The following is a 23,267-nucleotide window of genomic DNA, read 5'->3' as shown; positions in this document are numbered from 1 at the left end:
GTCATAATTGCGCCCGTCATGCGCATGCACTCCCCCTCGCTTTCCGAGCTGCACGCCTTCGCGGCGGCGGCGCGCCTGGGCAGCTACTCGCTGGCGGCCCGGGAGCTGTATGTCACCCAGGGCGGCATCAGCCGCGCCATCGCCCGGCTGGAAGAGCACTTGGGCTTTGCGCTGTTCGAGCGCCAGGGCCGGCGCAGCGTGCTGACCGAAGCCGGCCGCGAATACCTGCAGGCCGTGGAGCCCGCCGTACACGCCATCGAATCGGCATCCGCGGCCGCACGCAGGCGCCACTTCGGCCCGCAACTGCGCCTGTCGGTGGTGCCCACGCTGTTCAGCCATTGGCTGATTCCGCGCCTGCCGCACTTCAACGCCCTGCATCCGGGCATCGCCCTGTCGTTCGCGCCCTATCGGCGCGACGATCCGCTGTCGGCCGCCGAGATAGACGGCTGGCTGCGCGTGGGCAGCGAGCCCTGGCCCGCCCATGTGGTGGCCGACTATGTGGTGGGCCGCGATCTGGTGCCCATCTGCCATCCGAGAGAACTGCAGGGCCCGCGGCCCATCCGCAGCCCCCGGGACGTGCTAGCACGCCCGCTGCTGTTCCACACCAACTATCCGGGCAACTGGGCCCGCTGGATGTCCCACCTGAACCTGCCCGGACCCTGCCCCGCACCGGCAGCCGACTTCGAGCTGGTGGCCCTGCTGGTACAGGCCGTGGCCGCCGGCATGGGCGTGGCCCTGGTGCAGCGCTGCCTGGTCGAGGAAGACCTGGCCGCCGGCCGCGTGGCCCTTGCCTTGCCTGCGCCCGTCCACATCGAACGCGGCTACTTTCTGTGCCGTCCCGCCACGCGGGCACCTTCCGAAGCCTTTGCGCAGTTCCGCGAATGGCTGCTGGAGCAGGCCGCGCCGGGCGCCGTGCCTCCAGCCGCAGTCTCAGGCCCCTGATCGCCAGGAGAAACACCCTCTTCCGTTGATCTGCATCAATCTTTGCTGTCAGCCATCAGCGCCAGCCGCGTGAAAACACCCACTGGCAAAGCGCCATCACCACGACCAGCGCAGCATAGGTGGCCAACTTTGCATCGCGCCCGAACCACCACAGCCCCGCCAGCAGCACCAGTGCACCAACAATGAAATTGATAGCAACCTGTGACCACCAGGCCATGGATTGCTGCGATTTCCCATAGATCAAAAGCGCGCACAACATCAGGGCCGGCGACAGGAAAAGTGCAGGCGCCAGGAAGTTCAGCCAATGATTCGTACTCGCAATCCATCCCATGTGCGGGCTCCGATTCCAGGGTGTTGTGATCAGGGATGCCTGAAACTGCGCGAAATTTTATAATCCCGGGTTATGGCAGTCTGGGCACTCGGCATCAACCACCACACGGCTCCGCTCGATATGCGGGGACGTTTCGCGTTCGCGCTCGACCAGATCGTGCCCACGCTGCAGGGCCTGCGCGAATCGCTGACCGGCCCCGGCCGCCAGCACAGCGCCGTCGAGACCGCCATTCTCTCCACCTGCAACCGTACCGAGATCTACTGCGCGGCCGAAATGCCGGCCATGGACCACACGCTGCACTGGCTGGCCAACAGCGGCGGCATCTCGTCCGAACTGCTGCGCTCGCACTCCTATCTGCTGGAAGACGGCCATGTGGCGCGCCATGCCTTCCGCGTGGCCAGCGGGCTCGATTCCATGGTGCTGGGCGAGGCCCAGATCCTGGGCCAGATGAAGAATGCCGTGCGCGCCGCAGAGAACGCAGGCGCCCTGGGCAGCACGCTGAACCAGTTGTTCCAGCGCAGCTTCGCGGTGGCCAAGGAAGTGCGCAGCTCCACAGAGATCGGTGCCCACAGCATCAGCATGGCCGCTGCCGCCGTGCGGCTGGCAGGCCAGCTGTTCGAAGACCTCTCCCAGATCCGCGTGCTGTTCGTGGGCGCGGGCGAGATGATCGAGCTGGTCTCCACCCACTTCGCGGCCCGCCACCCCAAGCAGATCATGATCGCCAACCGCACGCTGGAGCGCGGCGAAAAGCTGGCCGCCCAGTTTGGCGCCGGCACCATGCGGCTGGCCGACCTGCCCGAGCATCTGCATGAATACGACGCCGTGATCAGTTGCACGGCCTCCAGCCTGCCCATCATCGGCCTGGGCGCCGTCGAAAGCGCGCTCAAGAAGCGCAAGCACCGCCCCATGTTCATGGTCGATCTGGCCGTGCCGCGCGATATCGAATCCGAGGTCAAGGACCTGCGCGACGTCTACCTCTACACCGTGGACGATCTGGCCACCGTGGTGCGCACGGGCCAGGCCCAGCGCCAGGCGGCGGTCGAGCAGGCAGAAGTTATCATCGACCACGGCGTGCAAAGCTTCATGCACTGGCTGGACCAGCGCCGCCCGCAGGCCGGCGTGGTGCCGCTGATCCGGCAGCTCAACACCCAGACCGACGAATGGCGTGCGCTGGAGATTGCACGGGCCAAGAAGCTGCTGGCCAAGGGCGAGGACATAGACACCGTGCTGGAGGCCCTGTCGCGCGGCCTCACGCAGAAAATGCTGCACGGCACCCTGGCCGAGCTGCACAAGGGTGACGCCGACCAGCGCACCCAGACCATGGACACGGTCTCGCGCCTGTTCCTGCGCTCCGCGCCAGGCGGTCCGCGCGGCACGACTCCCGACAAGGCGCTCTAGCGGCGCTCGCCTCCCTTCAGAGAGCCGCGCACCCGCGGGTCTCTGGCGCCTCGGCCCACTTCCGGCCACCTCGTTCCCCCGCCGCAGCGCTGCCCCGCGCAGCCCTTCGCACCATCGCCTCACACCATGCAAGACTTTCTGCGCCAACAACTGGAGCGCTACGCCCAGCGCCTTGAAGAACTCGACTTCCTGCTCTCGCGCGAAGACATCATGGGCGACATGAAGCAGTACCGTGCCATCTCGCGCGAGCATGCCGATGTGACGGCCATTGCCGGCCGCTATGCACGCTACCGCCAGCGCGAGGCCGATCTGGCCTCTGCCAGGGACATGCTGGATGATCCCGACATGGAGGAAATGGCGCGCGAGGAAATCTCCGGCGCAGAGATCGAGCTGGTGCAGCTGGAAGATGAACTGCAGCGCCTGCTCCTGCCCAAGGACCCCGATGACGCGCGCAACGCCTACCTGGAAATCCGCGCGGGCACGGGTGGCGATGAATCTGCCCTGTTCGCAGGCGATCTGGCACGCATGTACACGCGCCACTGCGACGCCGTGGGCTGGAAGGTCGAGATCATGAGCGCCAACGAAAGCGAGCTGGGCGGCTACAAGGAAGTGGTGCTGCGCGTGGAAGGCACCGACGTCTATGGCCGCCTGCGCTTCGAATCCGGTGGCCACCGCGTGCAGCGCGTGCCGGCCACCGAGACCCAGGGCCGCATCCACACCAGTGCCTGCACCGTGGCCGTCATGCCCGAGCCCGACGAAACCCAGGCCATCACGCTCAACCCGGCCGACCTGCGCATCGACACCTTCCGTGCCAGCGGCGCCGGAGGCCAGCACATCAACAAGACCGACTCGGCCGTGCGCGTGGTCCACCTGCCCACGGGTATCGTCGCCGAGTGCCAGGACGGCCGCAGCCAGCACAGCAACAAGGCCAAGGCCCTGCAGGTGCTGCAGGCGCGCCTGCAGGAAAAAGAGCGCAGCGAGCGCGAGGCCAAGGAGGCCGCGCTGCGCAAGGGCCTGATCGGCAGCGGCGACCGCAGCGACCGCATCCGCACCTACAACTTCCCCCAGGGCCGGCTCACCGACCACCGCATCAACCTCACCATCTACAAGCTGCTGGCCGTGATGGATGGCGACCTGGGCGACGTGCTCGACGCGCTGCAGGCCGCACGCGAGGCCGAACTGCTGGCCGAGCTGCAGGTCAACAGCTGAGGCGCGGGCCATGGCCAACCTACCCACCATCAAAGAGGCTCTGCAGCACTCCCAGGCCCAGGGGCTTGCGCGCATCGACGCGCAAATGCTGCTGCTGCATGTGCTCGGACGCCAGGCCGGCGGCCGCGCCTGGCTGCTCACCCACGACGGGGACGCGCTGACCGCGCCCCAGGCCGGCGTCTATGCCGCGCTGTGCACACGGCGGCTGAGCGGGGAGCCCGTCGCCTACCTGGTGGGCCACAAGGAGTTCTACGGGCTGGATCTGGCCGTGGACGCACGCGTGCTCGACCCTCGCCCCGATACCGAAACCCTGGTGGACTGGGCGCTGGAGCTGATACCCGCCCAGGCCCCGAGCGGCCCCGCATGCCGTGTGGCGGATCTGGGCACCGGCAGCGGAGCGATTGCCCTGGCCCTGCAGAGCCAGCGCCCCGGCGCCACCGTGTGGGCCGTGGATGCCAGTGCCGACGCGCTGGCCGTGGCCAGCGCCAATGCCACGCGCCTGCAGCTGGGCGTGCGGTTTGCGCATGGCAGCTGGCTGGAGCCGCTGGCAGGCCAGGCGCCGTTCAACCTCATCGTCAGCAATCCGCCCTATATCCGCGACGACGATCCGCACTTGCTGGCGTTGGAGCATGAGCCGCTGTCGGCTCTGGCCAGCGGCGCCGATGGCCTGTCCGACATCCGCGCCATCGTCGCGCAGGCGCCTGCGCTGCTGGCCAGCGGCGGCTGGATGCTGCTCGAGCATGGCTGGGACCAGGCCGATGCCGTGGCCACCCTGCTGCGCAGCGCCGGCTTTGAGAGCGTGCAACACCGCCACGACCTGGGCGGCATCGCCCGCTGCACGGGCGGGCAATGGACAGCGCAAGCCTGAGCTCGGGTCCGGGCGCAGCATTCCCGCATGCTTTCAAAGTCCGCGCCGAGAGTGAAATAATCCCATCCATGCCGCCGCGCCTGCGGCGCCCACCACGACCCCGGAGCACCACACAGATGAGCGACACCCAGCAACGCATCGACCAACTGGTCAAAAGCAACAACATCCTGCTGTTCATGAAGGGCAGCGCCAGCTTTCCCATGTGCGGTTTCTCGGGCCGCGCCATCCAGATTCTCAAGGCCTGCGGCGTGGAGACCAAGGACATCTCCACCGTCAACGTGCTCGAGGACCAGGAAATCCGCCAGGGCATCAAGGACTACAGCAACTGGCCCACGATCCCCCAGCTCTACGTGCAGGGCGAGTTCATCGGCGGCTCGGACATCATGATGGAGATGTACGAATCCGGCGAGTTGCAGCAGCTGCTGGCACCCAAGGCCTGAGTTCGCAGGCTTGCGACTCGCGCGCAGCAACCCGCCTGCGCCCGCTGCTGCGCAGAATCAAGCCACCCTTGGGTGGCTTTTTTTCGCCCGTACCGGACTGCCAGCGCACTGCCCGGGCATGCCACAAGGCCAGGGGCATGTGATGTGTGGTCGAATGGACACATCTTTCACATCCGGAAAACCGCGCCTGCGCCCGCTTCTCCGCCTTGCCTATGAGTCTGTCCCAAAGTCTGCTGTTGATCGTCGCACTGATACTGACCAGTGCCTTCTTCTCCGTGGCCGAGATCTCGCTGGCCGCCTCGCGGCGCCTGCGGCTTCGGCAGATGGCGGAGGACGGGGAGCCACGCGCCGAACAGGTCATGAAGATGCAGGCCCAGCCGGGCGAGTACTTCACGGTCACGCAGATTGGGCTGAATGCCGTCGCCATCCTGGGCGGCGTGGTGGGCGAAGGGGCATTGACGCCCTATCTGGCCGAATTGCTCATGCTCTGGCTGCCCGAGAGCCGGGCACAGACCGTGGGCTTTCTACTCTCGTTCGCCACCGTCACCTCGCTGTTCATCCTCTTTGCCGACCTGCTGCCCAAGCGCCTGAGCATGGCCGAGCCCGAAGCCCTGGCCATCCGCGTGCTGCGCCCCATGCTCTGGTGCATGGCCGTGCTCAAGCCCCTGGTCTGGTGCTTCAACCACCTGGCGGACGCCGTTGCCAAGCTCTTAGGCCTGCCCACGGTGCGCGACGACCGCATCACGCACGAAGACATCCTGGCCATGACCGAAGCTGGCGCGCGCGCCGGCGTGCTGGCCGCGAAGGAGCAGCAGGTGATCGCCAACCTGTTCGAGCTGGACTCGCGCACCATCGGCTCGGCCATGACGCAGCGCGACCGCATCGCCTACTTCCACCGTGACGACCCCGACGAACTGATCCGGGTCCGCATTGCCGAAGAACCTTTTTCCACCTACCCCGTCTGCGATGGCGACATCGACCACATCGTCGGCTATGTCGATGCCAAGGACCTGTTCCAGCGCGCGCTGAACAACCAGCCCCTGTCGCTCATGGACGACTCCCTGGTCCACAAGGTGCTGGTCGTGCCGGACCGCCTGACGCTGGCCGAGGTGCTGGAGCAGTTTCGCCAGGTGCATGAGGACTTTGCCGTCATCGTCAACGAATACAGCCTGGTGGTCGGCGTGGTCACGCTCAATGACGTGATGAGCACGGTGATGGGCGGCCTGGTCAGCCCGGGCGACGAGGAGCAGATCCTGCGCCGCGACGAGAACTCCTGGCTGATCGACGGCGTCACGCCCGTCGAGGATGTGATGCAGGCCCTGGAACTCGACGAGCTGCCCCACGCCGAGGACTACGAGACCCTGGGCGGCTTCCTCATGGTGATGCTGCGCCGCATTCCCAGGCGCACCGACACCGTGCAATGGGGCGGCTACCGTTTCGAGGTCATGGACGTGGACAGCTACCGCATCGACCAGGTGCTGGTCACGCGCATGTCCGCCAGCAGCCCGGCCGCGCCGCCCAACGCCGGCGACACGGCAGCGGCCGTGGCCAAGGTATCCAGCATGTCGTCGGAGACGTCGTCCTGACGGGCAACGCAGAACAGCAGAACAACAGCCGCGCAGCCGCTCGGCGGCGCTGCGCGGCCCTCAAGCCGAGCGCGAGGGCTCTATCTCCCAGCGCCGCTGCGCAGCGAACACCGCATTCGGGTACTGGGGCTGTCCCCGGCTGCCGTTGTAGCGGCCCAGCGCCATGTAGGCATCGCCTTTTTCGCGGTCCAGATAGTGGCGCAGGATCACGCAGCCAAAGCGCAGATTGGTCTGCATGTGAAACAGCTTGCCGATGTCTCCATCGCCGATCAGCCGCATCCAGAACGGCATGATCTGCATGTAGCCGCGTGCACCCACGCTGGAGATGGCGAACTTGCGGAACGCGCTCTCCACCTGCACCAGCCCCATCACCAGAGAGACTTCCAGGCCGGCACGCTTGGACTCGTACCAGACGGTTTGCAGGAACTCCAGCCGCGTCGCCAGCTCCGGCTTGCGCGAACGCAGGCGCTCGCTGCTGGCCGTGAGCCAGCGCAGGTAGTCCAGCCGGGCCTCAGTGGAGGCAAAGCGCAGCTCGGGCGGCGCCGATCCCGTGACGGCGGAACTCAGCGCAGTGCGCACCGAATCGGCCAGCGGCTCCTCCAGCTGGCCACCGGCCCAGGCGGGCGCGGCCAGCCCGCCGAGCAGCGGTGCCGAGCCCAGCGAAGCCGCCAGGCGCAGGCAATCGCGTCGCGTCACCACGGGCGCCTGGCTCACAGGCCCAGCCTTTGCTTGAGATGGCCCAGCACATCGGCGGCGGCCAGCTTGGTCGCTTCCGTGTCGCGGCGATGCTGGTACTCGACCTGTCCTTCCTTGAGGCCCCTGTCGGACAGCACCACGCGGTGCGGCACGCCAATCAGCTCCCAGTCGGCAAACATGGCGCCCGGACGTTCGCCACGATCGTCCAGGATCACGTCCACACCCAGGGCCAGCAGCTCGGCATGCAGCTTCTCGGCAGCTTCCTTCACGGGTTCGCTGCGGTCCATGCCAATGGGGCAGACCACCACGGTGAAGGGCGCAATCGCGTCGGGCCAGATGATGCCGCGCTCGTCATGGTTCTGTTCGATGGCTGCAGCGGGCAGGCGCGTCACGCCAATGCCGTAGCAGCCCATTTCAAACAGCGAGGGCTTGCCGTTCTCGGCCAGGAAGGTGGCGTTCATGGCCTGGGAGTACTTGGTACCCAGGTAGAACACATGGCCGACTTCAATTCCGCGCTCAATGGCCAGCTCGCCTGCGCCATCAGGAGACTTGTCGCCAGCCACCACGTTGCGCAGGTCGGCCACCACATCAGGCTCGGGCAGGTCGCGGCCGAAGTTCACGCCGGTGATGTGGAAGTCGGCCTCGTTCGCGCCGCAGACCCAGTCGGCCATCACGGCGACCTCGCGGTCCACGACCAGCTTCACGGGCTGCTTCAGGCCGATCGGGCCCAGGTAGCCGGGCTGGCAGCCGAAGTGCTCCTCGATTTCGGCCACAGTGGCAAAGCGGAAGCCCACGTCCAGGCCCGGCACCTTGGCCACCTTGATCTCGTTCATTTCATGATCACCGCGCAGCAGCAGCAGCCAGATCTGGCTGCCTGCCACCTCGCCCTTGTCGTCGAGCTTGTCGGTGGCCAGCACCAGGGACTTCACCGTCTGCGACAGCGGCAGGCCCAGCTGGGATGCGACAGATTCGCAGGTGCTGTTGCCGGGCGTCGCCACCTTGGTCATCGCCTGGGACGCAGCGGGACGGGGACCCGCAGGCGCCAGGGCCTCGGCCTTTTCGATATTGGCGGCATAGTCGCTGCTCGGGCAGTAGACGATGGCGTCCTCGCCCGTGGAAGCGATGACCTGGAATTCCTCGCTCAGATCGCCGCCGATGGCACCGCTGTCTGCACGCACGGCACGGTACTGCAGGCCGAAGCGGTCGAAGATGCGCTTGTAGGCCGCGCGCATGGTCTGGTAGCTGACCTGGGCCGCATCACGGTCCTTGTCGAAGGAATAGGCGTCCTTCATGATGAACTCGCGGCCACGCATCAGGCCAAAGCGCGGGCGGCGCTCATCGCGGAACTTGGTCTGGATCTGGTAGAAATTCTTGGGCAGCTGCTTGTAGCTCTTGAGCTCCTGGCGCGCGATGTCCGTCACCACCTCTTCGCTGGTGGGCTGGATCACGAAGTCGCGGCCATGGCGGTCCTTGATGCGCAGCAGCTCGGGGCCCATCTTCTCGAAGCGGCCGGTCTCCTCCCACATCTCTGCAGGCTGGACCACGGGCATGGTCACCTCCACGGCACCGGCACGGTTCATTTCCTCGCGCACGATGGCCTCGACCTTGCGGATCACCCGCAGCCCCATGGGCATGTAGTTGTAGATGCCTGCACCCAGCTTCTTGATCAGGCCGGCCCGCATCATGAGCTTGTGGCTGACCACTTCGGCGTCGGCCGGAGCTTCCTTGAGGGTGGAGATGAAAAATTGGGAGGCTTTCATGGATCAGGGGCTTCGCGGGAATCGGGGCAGCGTGCTTGCCGCTGGCAAGGCACCGTGCATAATGGACACAATTCAGAAAATTGGGGTTCGATTATGCTTGACCGGGACGGATTTCGCCCGAACGTCGGCATCATCCTGCTCAACCAAAAGAACCAGGTGTTCTGGGGCAAACGCATCCGCACCCACAGCTGGCAGTTTCCACAGGGCGGCATTGACCGGGGGGAGACACCCGAACAGGCCATGTTCCGGGAACTGCATGAGGAAGTGGGGTTGATGCCCAACCACGTTCGCGTGGTCGCCCGCACCCGGGACTGGTTGCGCTACGAGGTGCCAGACCGGTACATCCGCCGCGATGCGCGCGGACACTACAAAGGCCAGAAGCAGATCTGGTATTTGCTGCAGCTCATGGGTCACGACTGGGATTTGAACCTGCGTGCCACCGACCACCCCGAATTCGACGCCTGGCGCTGGAATGACTACTGGGTGCCATTGGACGTGGTGGTGGAGTTCAAGCGCGGCGTCTATGAGATGGCCCTGACCGAGCTGGCCCGGTTCCTGCCCCGCGGCGAACAGCAACGCAACCGTTATCTGCGCAGCGGCATGCGCCCCAGGGAAGCCCATGAACAGGGTCCTGAGACATACACTGCGCCGGGTTTGCATCCAGCACGCTCAGGCAGCTTTCGCGTCAATCCCGGCATGGAGTTGCCGCCTGGCGCCTGTTTCGATCCTGATCCACAGTCGGGGCAGCAAGCCCTGCAACCCGATCCAGGCAAGGCCTGAAACCGGGCCAGAGCCATACGCAAAAGCGCACCCGAGGGTGCGCTTTTTCTTGGCCTTGAGAGTCTGGCGCCTCAGTGCCCCGCAATCACCATGTTGTCGCGGTGCACCATCTCCGGGCCTGCGGAATAGCCCAGCAGGCGCTCGATCTCCACCGAGCTTTTGCGACACAGCAGCCGCGCCTCGGCACTTGCATAGTTGGCCAGCCCACGCGCCACCTCGATACCCAGGGCATCGCGCACCGCGATCACATCGCCACGGGCGAACTCGCCATCCACATTCACCATGCCGATGGGCAGCAGGCTCTTGCCTTCGTCGCGCAGCTTGGCCACGGCGCCGGCATCCACGGACACGGAGCCGCGCAGTTGCAGATGGTCTGCAATCCACTGCTTGCGCGCCTGGTTCTTGTGCGTCTGCGCCAGGAGCAGCGTGCCGATGGACTCGCCTGCCGCCAGACGCACCAGCACGTCCTGCTCACGCCCCCAGGCGATGACGGTTGAAGCACCCGAGCCCGCCGCGCGCTTGGCCGCGAGGATCTTGGTGATCATCCCGCCCTTGCCAATGGACGAGCCCGCGCCTCCGGCCATCTCCTCCAGCGCCGGGTCGCCGGCATTGGCCACATCGATGAAACGCGCATCGGGATTGCTGCGCGGGTCGGCGCTGTAAAGGCCTCGCTGATCGGTCAGGATGACCAGGGCATCGGCCTCGATCAGATTGGCAACCAAAGCGCCCAAGGTATCGTTGTCACCGAACTTGATCTCGTCGTTGACCACGGTGTCGTTCTCGTTGATCACCGGCACGATGCCCAGCTCCAGCAGCGTCAGCAAGGTGTTGCGCGCGTTGAGATAGCGCTCGCGGTCCGCGAGGTCGGCATGCGTGAGCAGCACCTGCGCACTGCCCATGCCCTGTTCGCGCAACTTGGACTCGTACATCTGTATCAGGCCCATCTGCCCCACGGCCGCAGCGGCCTGCAGTTCATGAATCTCCTTGGGCCGTGCAATCCAGCCCAGACGCTTCATGCCTTCGGCCACCGCGCCGCTGGAGACCATGATCACCTCGCGCCGCCGGCCTCCATGGCTTTCATCCCCGCGCACCAGGGCCGCCAGCTGGCGGCTCCATTCCTGGATCGCGGCCTCATCAAGACCGCGACCTTCATTGGTCACCAGGCTGGAGCCGACCTTGACCACGATGCGATGGGCATCACGCAACAAGTTGGAAGACATGGATGGATAGTGATTCTTGCAGCGCAGGCCGAGGCAGACCCCGCCGCTGTTGTGATCAAGGCAATGGGTGGGACAGGCCGCTCTTACTCGGAATCGCGGGGAGCAAAACGCGGGTCGGTGAGATCCACGCCATCACCCTCGACTTCGACGAAGCGTGGGTCGATTTCCTTGGGACCGGCCTCGATCTGCTGCTGTTCATGCACATGCTTGTAGATGGTGCGGATCAGCACTTCGCAGCCTTCGCGCGTCAGGGCGGAAATCTCGAACACCGGGCCCTTCCACTTGAAGCGCTTGACGAAGTCCTTGACGCGTGCGGCGCGCTCCTCGGCCGGCACCATGTCCAGCTTGTTGAGCACCAGCCAGCGCGGCTTGTTGTACAGCTCGGCATCGTACTTCTGCAACTCGCCCACGATGGCCTTGGCCTGGGCCACAGGATCCACGCTGTCATCGAACGGCGCCAGGTCCACCACATGCAGCAGCAATCGGGTGCGCTGCAGGTGACGCAGGAACTGGTGGCCCAGGCCGGCACCTTCCGACGCGCCTTCGATCAGCCCGGGGATATCGGCCACCACAAAGCTTTGCTCGGCGGCAACACGAACCACGCCCAGATTGGGATGCAGCGTGGTGAACGGATAGTCGGCAATCTTGGGACGCGCATTGGAGACTGCGGCGATGAAGGTGGATTTGCCCGCATTGGGCATGCCCAGCAGACCCACGTCGGCCAGAACCTTGAGCTCCAGCTTGAGGTTCTTGCGCTCACCGGGCCAGCCAGGCGTCTTTTGCCGTGGCGCGCGGTTGATGGCGCTCTTGAAGCGCAGGTTGCCGTAGCCGCCATCGCCGCCCTTGGCAATGGTCACCACCTCGCCGGGCGTCAACAGCTCGTAGAGCACCTCCCCGGTTTCGGCATCGCTGATGATGGTGCCAACCGGCATGCGCAGCGTGATGTCGTTGCCTGCGGCACCGAACATGTCCGAGCCCTTGCCGTGCTCGCCGCGCGTGGCATCGTGGCGACGCGAGAAGCGGTAGTCCACCAGGGTGTTGAGATTGACGTCGGCCACCGCGTAGACATGGCCTCCACGGCCGCCATCTCCTCCATCGGGACCACCGAATTCCTTGTATTTTTCGTGCCGGAATGACACGCAGCCATTGCCGCCATCACCGGCAGCAATGTCGATATAAGCTTCGTCGACGAACTTCATGAGGCATCCAGTTTACAAAAAGCAGTGTGCACCAGACAGCCCCAGGCCACACCTCAGAGACGGAAAAGGGGACGAGCGCACGATGCACCGCCCTCCTGAAACGACAAAGCCCCGACAGGTCGGGGCTTCGAGCGTCGAAGTGACAGAGCTTAGGCAGCCGTCACGTTGACCGTGTGCTTGGACAGTGCACCCTTGACAGCAAACGACACGTGGCCGTCCACCAGAGCGTACAGGGTGTGGTCCTTGCCCACGCCGACGTTGTCGCCGGGGTGGAACTTGGTGCCACGTTGGCGCACGATGATCGAGCCGGCGGTGATCAACTCACCACCAAAAGCCTTCACGCCGAGCATTTTGGGCTTGGAATCGCGCCCGTTTCGCGTAGAGCCGCCGCCTTTTTTCTGTGCCATGACTCAGCTCCTGGATTAAGCAGCGATCGCCACGATCTGCAGCTCGGTGAACTGCTGGCGATGGCCTTGGCGCTTCTGATAATGCTTACGACGGCGCATCTTGAAGATGTGCACTTTGTCGTGCTTGCCGTGAGCAACCACGGTTGCCTTGACAGACGCACCGGACACCAGAGGTGTGCCGACCTTGATTTCAGCGCCGTTGCCGACTGCCAGAACCTGATCGATCACAACTTCTTGGCCTACGTCCGCAGCAATCTGTTCTACCTTGATCTTTTCGCCAGCTGCAACGCGATACTGCTTGCCGCCGGTTTTTATGACTGCGTACATTTAAACCTCTTGAATTTGAGAGTTCCGCGAACGAATTTCCACGGAAGCCGGAGATTCTAGCACGCACTCACATTCCTTGCATGAAGCGCTCCCCTCCTTCGCCCAAACAACCGCCAGAGCGGGTCGCAGGCAGGGTCGCTCTTCCTATAATTGACGATCCACTTGGCGCCCGCAGTACCTTGACCACAGCTCTCTCCACCCCCAATCCGCTTGCCCTGATCACTGACGACATGCGCGAGGTGGATCATGTGATTGCCCAGCGCCTGACGACCACCGTCCCGCTGATTGCCCAGATCTCCCAGTACATCATCGCTGCAGGCGGCAAGCGCCTGCGGCCCGCCCTGCTGCTCATGGTCTGCAATGCATTGGGATACGAAGGCAAGGACAGGCATGTCCTGGCTGCCGTGGTCGAACTGATTCATACAGCCACCCTGCTGCACGACGACGTCGTGGATGAATCCACGCTGCGTCGCGGCCGCCCGACGGCCAACGAGACCTTCGGCAATCCGGCCAGCGTGCTGGTCGGCGACTTCCTGCACTCGCGCTCCTTCCAGATGATGGTGGAAGTCGGCAGCATGCGCGTGCTCAAGATCCTCTCGGATGCCACCAACGTGATCGCCGAGGGCGAGGTCCAGCAACTCATCAACACGCACGATGCCTCGCTGGACGAAGCCGGCTACCTGCACGTCATCCGCTCCAAGACCGCCCAGCTCTTCGAGGCCAGCGCCCAGCTGGGCGCCGTGCTGGCCGACGCGCCCCGCGAAATCGAGCAGGCCTGCGCCAGCTATGGCCAGGCGCTGGGCACGGCCTTCCAGATCATTGACGACGTACTCGACTACGCAGGCGATACCCAGGAAATGGGCAAGAACCTGGGCGATGACCTGCGCGAAGGCAAATGCACCCTCCCCCTGATTGCCGCCATGCAACGCGGCACGCCTGAGCAGGCCGCCATCGTGCGCGCCGCCATCGAACAGGGCTCCACCGAGCAACTGACCGCCGTAGTGGATATCGTGCGCAGCACAGGTGCGCTGGACGTGGCACGCGAGGCCGCACATGCCGAGGCACGCCGCGCCATCGACGCAATAAATGTGCTCCCAAGCAATTTGCATACGGCAAGTTTGCTACAATTGGCGTCTCAGCTTTTGGAGCGACGCACCTGATTCAGGCTGCTCGCTTTTTCTACAAAAGCAACGGGGTGTAGCTTAGCCTGGTAGAGCGCTACGTTCGGGACGTAGAGGCCGGAGGTTCGAATCCTCTCACCCCGACCATCTGGTCATTCCATCTCCATCACACCATTGCGCCAGGTTCAAGACCCAGGCGTGTAACAGTGTGTCTGGCATTCCAAGTGCTCAGTGATGATAGGATAAATGTCCTTTCCTCTCACACGTCTTGCTACATGGCTGTTGCTGACTCCTCGCTCAAGAATGCATCCGCTGTCGCATCGCTTCCCGGCATCGGGCGGGCTCTGATTTCAGCAGGCAAGGTATCGCAACAGGCAGCGGAAGCGGCTGCCGGCAAGGCCGCCACCAATCGCACCTCGTTCATTGCAGAACTGAGCGTCGCCGGCACCCTCTCTGCCCTGGAAGTGGCGGAGACGGTTTCCACCATGTTCAGCGCGCCGCTGCTCGATCTTGATGCGGTCGACGCCATGCGCCTGCCGCAGGATCTGCTGGACGCCAAGATCATCAGCACCTATCGCGTCCTGCCTCTGAGCAAGCGCGGCAACCGCCTCACGGTGGCCACCGCCGACCCGACGCAGCAGGAAGCCGCCGAGCAGATCAAGTTCACCACCCAGTTGGGCGTGGACTGGATCATCGTCGAGGCCGACAAGCTGGAGCGACTGATCGCGCAGCAGAACAAAAGCGCCAGCGAGGCCATGGACAGCTATGGCGGCAGCGGCGACTTCGAGTTCGGCGACCTCAAGCCTGATGAGGTGGCAGAGGAAAAGGACAACTCGGCCGCAGCAGACGTCGAAGATGCGCCCATCGTCAAGTTCCTGCACAAAATGCTGCTCGACGCCTTCAACATGCGCGCGTCGGACTTGCATTTCGAACCCTACGAGCACCAGTACCGGGTGCGCTTTCGCATTGACGGCGAGCTGCGTGAAATTGCATCGCCGCCCATTGCCATCAAGGAGAAGCTGGCCTCGCGCATCAAGGTGATCTCGCGCATGGACATCTCGGAAAAGCGTGTCCCGCAGGACGGGCGTATGAAGCTCAAGGTCGGCCCGGACCGCGTCATCGACTTTCGCGTCAGCACGCTGCCCACGCTTTTCGGCGAGAAGATCGTGATCCGTATCCTGGACCCGAGCTCGGCCAGGATGGGCATCGACGCCCTGGGCTATGAACCCGAGGAGAAGGCACGCCTGCTTGAAGCCATCAGCCGCCCCTACGGAATGATTCTGGTCACAGGCCCCACCGGCTCGGGCAAGACAGTGTCGCTGTACACCTGCCTGAACCTGCTGAACAAGGCCGGCGTGAACATCGCCACGGCGGAAGATCCTTCGGAAATCAACCTGCCCGGCGTCAACCAGGTCAATGTGAACGAAAAGGCCGGCCTCACCTTTGCCACTGCGCTCAAGGCTTTTCTGCGCCAGGATCCCGACATCATCATGGTCGGTGAAATCCGCGATCTGGAAACGGCCGACATCTCGATCAAGGCAGCGCAAACCGGCCACTTGGTGCTGTCCACCCTGCACACCAATGACGCACCGACCACGTTGACGCGCATGCGCAACATGGGCATTGCGCCCTTCAACATCGCATCGAGCGTGATCCTGATCACCGCCCAGCGCCTGGCCAGGCGCCTGTGCCCTCAATGCAAGGAGCCGGCTGACATTCCGCGGGAGGCCCTGATCGATGCAGGCTACGACGATGCGGACATTGACGGCAGCTGGGTCACCTACAGGCCCGTCGGCTGTCCGGCATGCAACAACGGCTACAAGGGCCGCGTAGGCATCTATCAGGTGATGCCTATCAGCGAGGAAATCCAGCGCATCATCCTGCAGGACGGCAGTGCGCTGGAGATCGCCGCACAGGCCAAGCGCGAAGGCGTGCGGTCGCTGCGTGGCTCGGGTTTGCACAAGGCCAGACAGGGACTGACCTCGCTCGAAGAAGTGCTGGCAGTCACCAATGAGTAAATAGCGCGGACAGCGCAGACAACAAACGAGGGAGCACGATGGCCACAGCCGCGTCCAAGGGAATCAAGGAATTTGTCTTCGAATGGGAAGGCAAGGATCGCAACGGCAAGATCATCCGAGGCGAGACCCGGGCCGGGGGCATCAACCAGGTCCAGGCCATGCTACGCCGCCAGGGCGTGCTGCCCAGCAAGATCAAGAAGCGCCGCACACGCGGGGGCAAGAGGATCAAGCCCAAGGACATTGCGCTGTTCACCCGCCAGATGGCAACGATGATGAAGGCGGGCGTCCCGCTGCTTCAGGCCTTCGACATTGTCGGACGGGGCAACACCAACCCCAGCGTGACGCGCCTTCTGGCCGATATTCGCGCCGACGTGGAGACCGGCACCTCGCTGAACGCGGCCTATCGCAAGCACCCCATGTACTTCGATAGCCTCTACTGCAATCTGGTGGAGGCGGGCGAAGCGGCCGGTATCCTGGAAGCCCTGCTGGACCGCCTGGCCACGTACATGGAGAAGACCGAGGCCATCAAGTCCAAGATCAAATCGGCGCTGATGTACCCGATCTCGGTCATCGTCGTGGCCTTCATCGTCGTGACCATCATCATGATTTTCGTGATCCCGGCCTTCAAGGAAGTGTTCAGTTCGTTCGGCGCCGACCTGCCGGCGCCGACGCTGTTCGTTATGGGCATCAGCGATGTCTTTGTCCAATGGTGGTGGTTGATCTTCGGCGTGATTGGCGGCGGTCTCTACTTCTTCATGCAGGCCTGGAAGCGCAACGAGCGCATGCAGCAATTCATGGACCGTACGCTGCTGAAGGTGCCGGTCTTTGGCGTGCTGATCGAGAAATCCTGCGTCGCACGCTGGACGCGCACGCTGTCGACCATGTTTGCCGCGGGCGTCCCATTGGTCGAGGCACTGGATTCTGTCGGCGGCGCATCCGGCAATGCCGTGTATGCCAATGCCACGGAAAAGATCCAGCAGGAAGTCTCCACCGGCACCAGTCTCACCGTGGCCATGACCAATGCCAATGTCTTTCCGTCCATGGTGCTGCAGATGTGCGCCATCGGCGAGGAATCCGGCTCCATCGACCATATGCTGGGCAAGGCGGCCGATTTCTATGAAGAAGAGGTCGATGACATGGTGGCTGGCCTGTCCAGCCTGATGGAGCCCATCATCATTGTTTTCCTGGGCACCCTCATCGGCGGCATCGTGGTTTCGATGTATCTGCCCATCTTCAAGCTGGGCCAGGTGGTCTGATGGTTTTGGAACTCTGGATGCAGGCTGCATTGGGCGGCCTGCTGGGCCTGTTGGTTGGCAGCTTTCTCAACGTGGTGGTGCATAGGCTGCCCCGCATGATGGAACAGCAATGGAATGCGGAATGCGCCCAATGGGCGCAAGAGAAATCTTCATCCTCCGCCACGCCATCGCCCGCCACAGCGCCGCCGCCTGCCGAGGCGCCCCTGAGCCTGAGCCGCCCCCGCTCGCGCTGCCCGCATTGCGGCCATGCCATCCACTGGTACGAGAATATTCCCGTGCTCAGTTATCTGGCGCTGCGAGGCCGGTGCTCCGAATGCAAGGCGTCGATCAGCATCCGCTATCCGCTGGTGGAATTGGCCTGCGCCGCGCTGTTTGCCTACTGTGCGGCGCAATGGGGCATCACGCCCACAGGCGCTGCCTGGTGCCTTTTCAGTGCGGCCTTGCTGAGCCTGGCATTGATCGACTGGGACACCACACTGCTTCCCGACGACATCACCCTGCCCTTGCTGTGGGCCGGACTGCTGTCGTCGGCGCTGCACTGGACCGCCGTGCCTCTGGCCGACGCGGTATGGGGCGCTGCAGCGGGCTATCTCTCGCTGTGGCTGGTTTACTGGGCCTTCAAGCTGGCCACCGGCAAGGAAGGCATGGGCTACGGCGACTTCAAGCTGTTTGCCGCGCTGGGCGCCTGGTTCGGCTGGCAGGCACTCGTGCCCATCATCCTGATCTCGTCGGTGATTGGCGCCATCGTGGGCATCGCGTTGAAGATCAACAGCCGCCTGCGTGAGGGCGGCTATGTTCCCTTCGGCCCCTTTCTGGCGGGCGCCGGCTTTGCAGCCATGGTGTTCGGACCGCAGCAGATGCTGCAATCCCTATTGGCGGCCTTGGGCCTTTGATTCAACACTGCGGCATGGCCCCCAGCATCGCCCCGCCCTTGCTTGCACGCCCGTTTCGGCTGGGCCTGACGGGCGGCATTGGCAGCGGCAAGAGCACCGTCGCAGCGCAACTGGGCTTGCGCGGAGCGGCCGTGATCGATGCCGACCAGATCTCTCGCAGCCTCACCGCCCCCGAAGGTGCTGCTCTGCCCGAGATAGCGCGCGTCTTCGGGCCCGAACTGATTGATGCCAGCGGCGCCCTGGACCGCACGCGCATGCGCGAACTGGTCTTTCAGCAGCCCTCGGCACGACAGCAGCTGGAGGCCATCGTCCATCCCCTCGTGGCGCAGCAGACGGCCCGGCAAGTGGAGCAGGCCACAGTGGCTGGGTGCCGACTCATCGTGCATGACATTCCCTTGCTCGTGGAGTCCGGCCGCTGGCCTGCCATGCTTGATGCGGTGCTGGTCGTTGACTGCCGCACCGAAACGCAGATCGCTCGCGTGATCGCGCGCAACGGATTGCCACGCGAGGCGGTGCAGGCCATCATCTCGGCCCAGGCCACACGTGCGGCACGGCTGGCAGCCGCCGACTGGGTGCTCTACAACGACGAGGCCATGACGATAGAGGCTTTGCGCGCATGCACCGATCGAATCTCTGCATGGTTCGGGCTATGATGCACGCCATGGCTTGGCCTGTGCGTGTAATTCAGCATGTGCACGACGTAGACAGCTGATTCCTGTGCACCCCGAGGAGCCCAGCAAGCGTGATCCTGTACGAATATCCTTTCAATGAGCGCCTGAGGACCTACCTCCGGTTGGAACAGCTATATCGCCGCCTGAGCGAGTTGCTGTCGCGCGCTCATTCCATCGATCACCATTTTGCGCTGGTCACCATCTTCGAGATCATGGACGTGGCGGCACGTACCGACCTGAAGACGGACGTGCTCAAGGACCTTGAGCGCCACAAAAGCCTGCTCGACAGCCTGCGCGGCAATCCCGACATTGCCGAGCACATGCTTGACCAGGTCTCACGCCATGTGGAGCAGTGCTTTGCCCAGCTCAATGCCCAGAACGGCAAGGCCGGCCAGACCCTGACTGAAAACGAGTGGCTGATGGCCGTGCGCAGCCGCATCGGCATCCCCGGCGGCACCTGCGGCTTCGACCTTCCGGCCTATCACGCCTGGCAGTTCCATGATCCCCAGATACGCCTGCGCGATCTGGAGGACTGGGCCAGCACCCTGACCCCGCTGGGTCAGTCGCTGCAATTGCTGCTCAAGCTGCTGCGCGAAACCGGCGTGCCGCAATGGGTGGCTGCCGAAAAAGGCGTGTTCCAGCAGGCCATGCCGCCCGGCCGCAGCTTTCAGCTGCTGCGCCTGCGCATAGACCCGTCGTTGAATCTGGTTCCGGAGATCAGCGGCAACCGCCTACTGGTTTCGGTGCGCCTGCTCCGCCCCGAGAACGGCGCCAAGCCTCAACCCTGCAGCGAAGATGCCTCGTTCGAGGTCACGCTTTGCAGCTGATGGACAAGACGGCCGACATGCCCTCGAGCGCCCCCGCCCCCCAGCCCGCCAGCCTCTCTTCTGCCGGCCCCACGGTGCGCTGCCCGACCTGTGCAGGCCCCAGCCTGTTCGCACCAGCCAACCGTTTCCGCCCCTTCTGCAGCGAACGCTGCCGCCAGATCGACCTGGGCGCATGGGCCAATGAGGAATTCCGCGTGCCTGCACCGATGCCGCCCGAGGATGCGCCCTTCGGCGATCCTCGCACCGAGCCTTGATCAGGCCCGATCAGGCTTTCGGCTGGCCTGCCTCGTAGAACCCGGCATCGAAAGGCAGCCCGCGTTCCTCGCTCAGCCACTGCAGCACCGGATAGGCACCTGGCAGCACCGGATGCACCTGCAGCGGAAGTTGCTGCCAGGCCATCTGCTGGCCTTCACGCATCTCGAACTCCCCGCTCCAGCGCGTGACCTTGCACCAGTGCAGGCGCACCAGGGCATGCGGATAGTCATGCTCGGTCACCTTCCAGACTTCAGCGGCCGCGATCTCTACGCCCAGTTCCTCTTGCATCTCGCGGCGCAAGGCCTGCTCCACGGTCTCACCGGCTTCGATCTTGCCGCCCGGAAACTCCCAGTAGCCTGCATACGGCTTGCCCGGCGGACGGCTGGTGATCAGCAACGCGCCATCGGACTCGCGAAGCAGCACGCCAACGGCGACTTCGGTGTGCTTGCGCCGCACTGGCGCCTGCGACTCGGCCGCCTCAGCGCGGGCCTTGGGGGAGATTTCTTTTTCAGTCACTTGATCTTTCGCAAAAAAGTCTGCCCAGCCCAGGGCCAGGCAGCAGGTGCTCAGAGTTCAGCCTCTTCAGCCAACCCCTGGACATCGGCGATGCCGGTCTGGCGCTGACTCGGGCGCTCGGCACGGCCCGCATAGTCGCGCGCAAACTGGTGGGCCACGCGACCGCTGCGTGAACCGCGCTCCAGCGCCCAGACCAGGGCCTCCGGGCGTGCCGCCTCGATCGTGGCCTGGTCCAGGCCCAGGGCCTCCAGCCACTGTGCCACCACGCGCAGGTACTCGTCCTGGCTGAACGGGTAGAAGCTCACCCACAGGCCGAAACGCTCGGACAGCGAGATTTTTTCCTCGATCACCTCTCCGGGATGCAGCTCCCCATCCTCGCCGCGCTGGTAGGTCAGATTCTCGGACTGGTACTCCGGCAGCAGATGGCGGCGATTGCTGGTCGCATAGACCAGCACGTTCGGGCTGGCGGCGCTGACCGATCCATCCAGAATGGACTTCATGGCCTTGTAGCCAGGCTCGCCTTCCTCAAAGCTCAGATCGTCGCAATAGATGACGAACTTCTCGGGCCGGCCGGCCACCACATCGACGATGTCGGGCAGGTCGGTCAGATCGGCCTTGTCCACCTCGATCAGGCGCAGGCCCTGCGAAGCAAAAGCATGCAGGCAGGCACGGATCAGCGAGGATTTGCCCGTGCCGCGCGCGCCGGTGAGCAGCACGTTGTTGGCCGTGCGGCCGGTCACGAACTGCTCGGTGTTGCGCGCGATCTTGTCCTTTTGCACATCGATGTTCTGCAGGTCGGACAGCTGCATGGCGCCGACATGGCGCACGGGCTCCAGCAAACCGCAGCCGTTGGCGCGCTTGCGATAGCGCCAGGCGATGGCGGTATTCCAGTCTGCGGGGGATTGCAGCGGCTGGGGCAGGATGGCCTCGATGCGCTGCATCAGTTGCTCGGCGCGCTGCACGAGTTGCAGCAAGGGGGCGGCGACGGCTTCTGTGGGCAATGTCATGGATGTCTCTCGAATACGGATCTCACGGCCACCGACGCTGGATATGCCCGGGAATCGAGATGGATCTCATGCCAACGCCAGAGCTTTTGCGCGCCGGCCGCCATTGAAAGCTGGCAGCAGCCAGGCACAAGGCCTGCGGCTGCCGGCGGCACGGTGGGTGGAGAGTCAGGAGCGGTAGTCGGCGTTGATGCTCACGTAGTCGTGGCTCAGATCGCAGGTCCACACGGTCTGCTCGGCCTGCCCTCGGCCCAGTAGCACGCGCACGATGATCTCCTGCTGCTTCATCACGCGCTGGCCGTCTTCCTCCTGATAGGCAGGGTTGCGGCCGCCATTGACTGCGACATGCACATCGTTCAGGTACAGGTCGATCTTGGTCTGGTCCAGATCGTCGATGCTAGCATAGCCCACCGCCGCAAGGATGCGGCCCAGGTTCGGATCGCTGGCAAAGAACGCCGTCTTGACCAGGGGTGAATGCGCGATGGAATAGGCCACGAGGCGGCACTCAGCCTCGGTCTTGCCGCCCTCCACCTTGACGGTGATGAACTTGGTGGCGCCTTCGCCGTCGCGCACGATGGCCTGGGCCAGCAGGCGCGACACATCCAGCAATGCAGCCTTCAGGGCCTGGCCTTCGGCACTGGTCAGCGAAGTGATCTGCGCATTGCCGGCCTTGTGCGTGGCGACCAACACAAAGGAATCGTTGGTCGATGTGTCGCCGTCGATGGTCACGCGGTTGAACGATCCGTCGGCCAGCTCCTTGACCAGAGGCTGCAACAGTTCAGGTGCGATGGCGGCGTCGGTGGCCAGAAAGCCCAGCATGGTCGCCATGTTGGGGCGAATCATGCCCGCACCCTTGCTGATGCCGGTAATGCTCACGCGCTTGCCGCCAATGTCCACGGCGCGGCTGAAGGCCTTGGGCAGGGTGTCGGTGGTCATGATGCCTTCGGCGGCCGTGCCCCAGTTGTCGGCCTTGGCTGCTGCGATGGCAGCTGGCAGGCCGGCGGCGATGCGATCCACGGGCAGCTCTTCCATGATCACGCCAGTGGAGAACGGCAGGATCTGCTCGGGCTTGAGCTGCAGCAGCGCAGCCAGATCCGCACAGGTGCGGCGCGCGCGCGCCAGTCCGTCAGCGCCGGTGCCGGCATTGGCATTGCCTGTGTTGATGACCATGGCACGGATGGCGCCGGACGTCTGGGCCAGGTGCTCGCGGCTGACCTGCACGGGCGCTGCGCAGAAACGGTTCTGCGTGAACACACCCGCCACCGAAGCGCCCTCGTCGAGCAGGAACACGGACAGGTCCTTGCGGTTGGCCTTGCGCACACCGGCTTCGGTGACGCCGATGCGAACGCCGTTGATCGCCAACAGGTCGGCGTGCACGGGAGCGGAGAGATTCACAGGCATTGAGGGGCTTCCTACAGTGAAAGAAAAACGCGCTCCATTATCGGAACAAACCGGGGCGGCACGTATTTCATCGACCTTAAAAAAGAAAACGGCACGGAGTGCATCCGTGCCGTTTTCCGTGTCTTGCGGCGTCTTACGACGC

At 64.3% G+C, this 23,267-nt stretch carries 24 protein-coding genes and 1 tRNA gene; 15 read left to right on the top strand and 10 right to left on the bottom strand.

The window, feature by feature from the left end:
• Positions 1-18: 18 nt before the first annotated feature.
• Entirely contained in the window at positions 19-942 is a 924-nt protein-coding gene (locus G4D77_RS22510) for a LysR substrate-binding domain-containing protein (protein WP_016445660.1), read from the top strand.
• A 55-nt stretch (positions 943-997) separates the two neighbouring features.
• Here G4D77_RS22510 and G4D77_RS22505 read toward each other — a convergent pair whose 3' ends face one another.
• Entirely contained in the window at positions 998-1,273 is a 276-nt protein-coding gene (locus G4D77_RS22505; protein WP_154833625.1) for a hypothetical protein, read from the bottom strand.
• A gap of 72 nt (positions 1,274-1,345) precedes the next feature.
• Here G4D77_RS22505 and hemA point away from each other — a divergent pair, with 72 nt between their 5' ends.
• The 5 genes from hemA to paeA all read left to right on the top strand — a co-directional run bounded on the left by hemA (position 1,346) and on the right by paeA (position 6,774).
• Positions 1,346-2,671 (top strand): glutamyl-tRNA reductase, encoded by a 1,326-nt coding sequence (gene hemA / locus G4D77_RS22500; RefSeq protein ID WP_017405531.1) that lies wholly within the window; start codon positions 1,346-1,348, stop codon positions 2,669-2,671.
• Positions 2,672-2,797: 126 nt separating this feature from the next.
• Positions 2,798-3,880 carry a peptide chain release factor 1 gene (gene prfA / locus G4D77_RS22495; protein ID WP_154833624.1) on the top strand — a complete coding sequence of 361 codons (1,083 nt, stop codon included), beginning with the start codon at positions 2,798-2,800 and terminating at the stop codon, positions 3,878-3,880.
• A gap of 10 nt (positions 3,881-3,890) precedes the next feature.
• The gene (gene prmC / locus G4D77_RS22490) at positions 3,891-4,748 is read left to right on the top strand and encodes a peptide chain release factor N(5)-glutamine methyltransferase (protein ID WP_154833623.1); all 858 of its coding nucleotides are present in this window, start codon (positions 3,891-3,893) and stop codon (positions 4,746-4,748) included.
• A 116-nt stretch (positions 4,749-4,864) separates the two neighbouring features.
• Positions 4,865-5,188: a Grx4 family monothiol glutaredoxin gene (gene grxD / locus G4D77_RS22485; protein WP_012207276.1), complete on the top strand. Its 324-nt coding sequence runs from the start codon at positions 4,865-4,867 to the stop codon at positions 5,186-5,188.
• 212 nt (positions 5,189-5,400) lie between these two features.
• On the top strand, positions 5,401-6,774 hold the full coding sequence (gene paeA / locus G4D77_RS22480; RefSeq protein WP_016445655.1) for a polyamine export protein PaeA: 1,374 nt from the start codon (positions 5,401-5,403) through the stop codon (positions 6,772-6,774).
• A gap of 60 nt (positions 6,775-6,834) precedes the next feature.
• Here the strand turns inward: paeA and G4D77_RS22475 are convergent, their stop codons facing one another.
• Together G4D77_RS22475 and G4D77_RS22470 are read right to left on the bottom strand one after the other, a co-directional pair.
• The gene (locus G4D77_RS22475; RefSeq protein WP_016445654.1) at positions 6,835-7,488 is read right to left on the bottom strand and encodes a lytic transglycosylase domain-containing protein; all 654 of its coding nucleotides are present in this window, start codon (positions 7,486-7,488) and stop codon (positions 6,835-6,837) included.
• Positions 7,485-9,230, bottom strand: coding sequence for a proline--tRNA ligase (locus G4D77_RS22470; protein ID WP_154833622.1), 1,746 nt, complete (start codon positions 9,228-9,230; stop codon positions 7,485-7,487). Before G4D77_RS22470 ends, G4D77_RS22475 begins: the two co-directional genes overlap by 4 nt.
• 93 nt (positions 9,231-9,323) lie before the next feature.
• Here G4D77_RS22470 and G4D77_RS22465 point away from each other — a divergent pair, with 93 nt between their 5' ends.
• Positions 9,324-10,010, top strand: coding sequence for an RNA pyrophosphohydrolase (locus tag G4D77_RS22465; protein WP_016445652.1), 687 nt, complete (start codon positions 9,324-9,326; stop codon positions 10,008-10,010).
• 71 nt (positions 10,011-10,081) lie between these two features.
• On the opposite strand, the gene proB is transcribed toward G4D77_RS22465, so the two are convergent.
• From proB to rplU, 4 genes are all read right to left on the bottom strand, one after another.
• A complete protein-coding gene (gene proB, locus G4D77_RS22460) occupies positions 10,082-11,230 on the bottom strand; it encodes a glutamate 5-kinase (protein WP_016445651.1) in 1,149 nt (382 codons plus the stop codon).
• Positions 11,231-11,313: 83 nt separating this feature from the next.
• Positions 11,314-12,429 carry an Obg family GTPase CgtA gene (cgtA, locus tag G4D77_RS22455; RefSeq protein WP_016451026.1) on the bottom strand — a complete coding sequence of 372 codons (1,116 nt, stop codon included), beginning with the start codon at positions 12,427-12,429 and terminating at the stop codon, positions 11,314-11,316.
• Between the two features lie 149 nt (positions 12,430-12,578).
• Positions 12,579-12,836, bottom strand: a complete 258-nt coding sequence (rpmA, locus tag G4D77_RS22450) for a 50S ribosomal protein L27 (RefSeq protein WP_012207283.1) — start codon at positions 12,834-12,836, stop codon at positions 12,579-12,581.
• A gap of 15 nt (positions 12,837-12,851) precedes the next feature.
• On the bottom strand, positions 12,852-13,163 hold the full coding sequence (gene rplU / locus G4D77_RS22445; protein ID WP_012207284.1) for a 50S ribosomal protein L21: 312 nt from the start codon (positions 13,161-13,163) through the stop codon (positions 12,852-12,854).
• Positions 13,164-13,393: 230 nt separating this feature from the next.
• Between rplU and G4D77_RS22440 the strand changes: the two genes are divergently transcribed.
• The 8 genes from G4D77_RS22440 to G4D77_RS22405 all read left to right on the top strand — a co-directional run bounded on the left by G4D77_RS22440 (position 13,394) and on the right by G4D77_RS22405 (position 20,203).
• Entirely contained in the window at positions 13,394-14,323 is a 930-nt protein-coding gene (locus tag G4D77_RS22440; protein ID WP_213757994.1) for a polyprenyl synthetase family protein, read from the top strand.
• A 31-nt stretch (positions 14,324-14,354) separates the two neighbouring features.
• Positions 14,355-14,431: transfer RNA gene (locus G4D77_RS22435), tRNA-Pro, on the top strand.
• A 128-nt stretch (positions 14,432-14,559) separates the two neighbouring features.
• Positions 14,560-16,302, top strand: a complete 1,743-nt coding sequence (pilB, locus tag G4D77_RS22430; RefSeq protein WP_034364744.1) for a type IV-A pilus assembly ATPase PilB — start codon at positions 14,560-14,562, stop codon at positions 16,300-16,302.
• Positions 16,303-16,340: 38 nt separating this feature from the next.
• Complete coding sequence (locus G4D77_RS22425; protein ID WP_017405526.1) at positions 16,341-17,558, top strand: type II secretion system F family protein; 1,218 nt, start codon at positions 16,341-16,343, stop codon at positions 17,556-17,558.
• On the top strand, positions 17,558-18,451 hold the full coding sequence (locus G4D77_RS22420; protein ID WP_154833621.1) for a prepilin peptidase: 894 nt from the start codon (positions 17,558-17,560) through the stop codon (positions 18,449-18,451). The genes G4D77_RS22425 and G4D77_RS22420 overlap by 1 nt, the downstream gene beginning before the upstream one ends.
• Positions 18,452-18,465: 14 nt before the next feature.
• On the top strand, positions 18,466-19,104 hold the full coding sequence (gene coaE, locus G4D77_RS22415; protein WP_154833620.1) for a dephospho-CoA kinase: 639 nt from the start codon (positions 18,466-18,468) through the stop codon (positions 19,102-19,104).
• Between the two features lie 89 nt (positions 19,105-19,193).
• Entirely contained in the window at positions 19,194-19,949 is a 756-nt protein-coding gene (gene zapD / locus G4D77_RS22410) for a cell division protein ZapD (protein WP_016445607.1), read from the top strand.
• On the top strand, positions 19,949-20,203 hold the full coding sequence (locus tag G4D77_RS22405; RefSeq protein WP_016451023.1) for a DNA gyrase inhibitor YacG: 255 nt from the start codon (positions 19,949-19,951) through the stop codon (positions 20,201-20,203). Before zapD ends, G4D77_RS22405 begins: the two co-directional genes overlap by 1 nt.
• Before the next feature lie 10 nt (positions 20,204-20,213).
• On the opposite strand, the gene G4D77_RS22400 is transcribed toward G4D77_RS22405, so the two are convergent.
• The 3 genes from G4D77_RS22400 to argJ all read right to left on the bottom strand — a co-directional run bounded on the left by G4D77_RS22400 (position 20,214) and on the right by argJ (position 23,125).
• Positions 20,214-20,720 (bottom strand): (deoxy)nucleoside triphosphate pyrophosphohydrolase, encoded by a 507-nt coding sequence (locus G4D77_RS22400; protein WP_016445605.1) that lies wholly within the window; start codon positions 20,718-20,720, stop codon positions 20,214-20,216.
• Between the two features lie 50 nt (positions 20,721-20,770).
• Positions 20,771-21,727, bottom strand: a complete 957-nt coding sequence (locus G4D77_RS22395) for an ATP-binding protein (protein WP_154833619.1) — start codon at positions 21,725-21,727, stop codon at positions 20,771-20,773.
• 165 nt (positions 21,728-21,892) lie between these two features.
• Positions 21,893-23,125: a bifunctional glutamate N-acetyltransferase/amino-acid acetyltransferase ArgJ gene (gene argJ / locus G4D77_RS22390; RefSeq protein WP_016445603.1), complete on the bottom strand. Its 1,233-nt coding sequence runs from the start codon at positions 23,123-23,125 to the stop codon at positions 21,893-21,895.
• Positions 23,126-23,267 lie beyond the last annotated feature (142 nt).

The organism is Delftia sp. WY8 (assembly GCF_018437695.1).
Lineage (GTDB): Bacteria > Pseudomonadota > Gammaproteobacteria > Burkholderiales > Burkholderiaceae_C > Comamonas > Comamonas tsuruhatensis.
Note: the sequence above shows the minus strand (reverse complement) of the source record. Positions and strands in the feature narration are given on the sequence as shown.

What these genes read in the sequence shown, in the direction of transcription:
- G4D77_RS22510 (WP_016445660.1), top strand. Translation starts at nt 19, where the DNA reads ATGCGCATGCACTCCCCCTCGCTTTCCGAGCTGCACGCCTTCGCGGCG.
- G4D77_RS22505 (WP_154833625.1), bottom strand. Translation starts at nt 1,273, where the DNA reads ATGGGATGGATTGCGAGTACGAATCATTGGCTGAACTTCCTGGCGCCT.
- hemA (WP_017405531.1), top strand. Translation starts at nt 1,346, where the DNA reads ATGGCAGTCTGGGCACTCGGCATCAACCACCACACGGCTCCGCTCGAT.
- prfA (WP_154833624.1), top strand. Translation starts at nt 2,798, where the DNA reads ATGCAAGACTTTCTGCGCCAACAACTGGAGCGCTACGCCCAGCGCCTT.
- prmC (WP_154833623.1), top strand. Translation starts at nt 3,891, where the DNA reads ATGGCCAACCTACCCACCATCAAAGAGGCTCTGCAGCACTCCCAGGCC.
- grxD (WP_012207276.1), top strand. Translation starts at nt 4,865, where the DNA reads ATGAGCGACACCCAGCAACGCATCGACCAACTGGTCAAAAGCAACAAC.
- paeA (WP_016445655.1), top strand. Translation starts at nt 5,401, where the DNA reads ATGAGTCTGTCCCAAAGTCTGCTGTTGATCGTCGCACTGATACTGACC.
- G4D77_RS22470 (WP_154833622.1), bottom strand. Translation starts at nt 9,230, where the DNA reads ATGAAAGCCTCCCAATTTTTCATCTCCACCCTCAAGGAAGCTCCGGCC.
- G4D77_RS22465 (WP_016445652.1), top strand. Translation starts at nt 9,324, where the DNA reads ATGCTTGACCGGGACGGATTTCGCCCGAACGTCGGCATCATCCTGCTC.
- proB (WP_016445651.1), bottom strand. Translation starts at nt 11,230, where the DNA reads ATGTCTTCCAACTTGTTGCGTGATGCCCATCGCATCGTGGTCAAGGTC.
- cgtA (WP_016451026.1), bottom strand. Translation starts at nt 12,429, where the DNA reads ATGAAGTTCGTCGACGAAGCTTATATCGACATTGCTGCCGGTGATGGC.
- rpmA (WP_012207283.1), bottom strand. Translation starts at nt 12,836, where the DNA reads ATGGCACAGAAAAAAGGCGGCGGCTCTACGCGAAACGGGCGCGATTCC.
- rplU (WP_012207284.1), bottom strand. Translation starts at nt 13,163, where the DNA reads ATGTACGCAGTCATAAAAACCGGCGGCAAGCAGTATCGCGTTGCAGCT.
- G4D77_RS22440 (WP_213757994.1), top strand. Translation starts at nt 13,394, where the DNA reads ATGCGCGAGGTGGATCATGTGATTGCCCAGCGCCTGACGACCACCGTC.
- pilB (WP_034364744.1), top strand. Translation starts at nt 14,560, where the DNA reads ATGGCTGTTGCTGACTCCTCGCTCAAGAATGCATCCGCTGTCGCATCG.
- G4D77_RS22425 (WP_017405526.1), top strand. Translation starts at nt 16,341, where the DNA reads ATGGCCACAGCCGCGTCCAAGGGAATCAAGGAATTTGTCTTCGAATGG.
- G4D77_RS22420 (WP_154833621.1), top strand. Translation starts at nt 17,558, where the DNA reads ATGGTTTTGGAACTCTGGATGCAGGCTGCATTGGGCGGCCTGCTGGGC.
- coaE (WP_154833620.1), top strand. Translation starts at nt 18,466, where the DNA reads ATGGCCCCCAGCATCGCCCCGCCCTTGCTTGCACGCCCGTTTCGGCTG.
- G4D77_RS22405 (WP_016451023.1), top strand. Translation starts at nt 19,949, where the DNA reads ATGGACAAGACGGCCGACATGCCCTCGAGCGCCCCCGCCCCCCAGCCC.
- G4D77_RS22395 (WP_154833619.1), bottom strand. Translation starts at nt 21,727, where the DNA reads ATGACATTGCCCACAGAAGCCGTCGCCGCCCCCTTGCTGCAACTCGTG.
- argJ (WP_016445603.1), bottom strand. Translation starts at nt 23,125, where the DNA reads ATGCCTGTGAATCTCTCCGCTCCCGTGCACGCCGACCTGTTGGCGATC.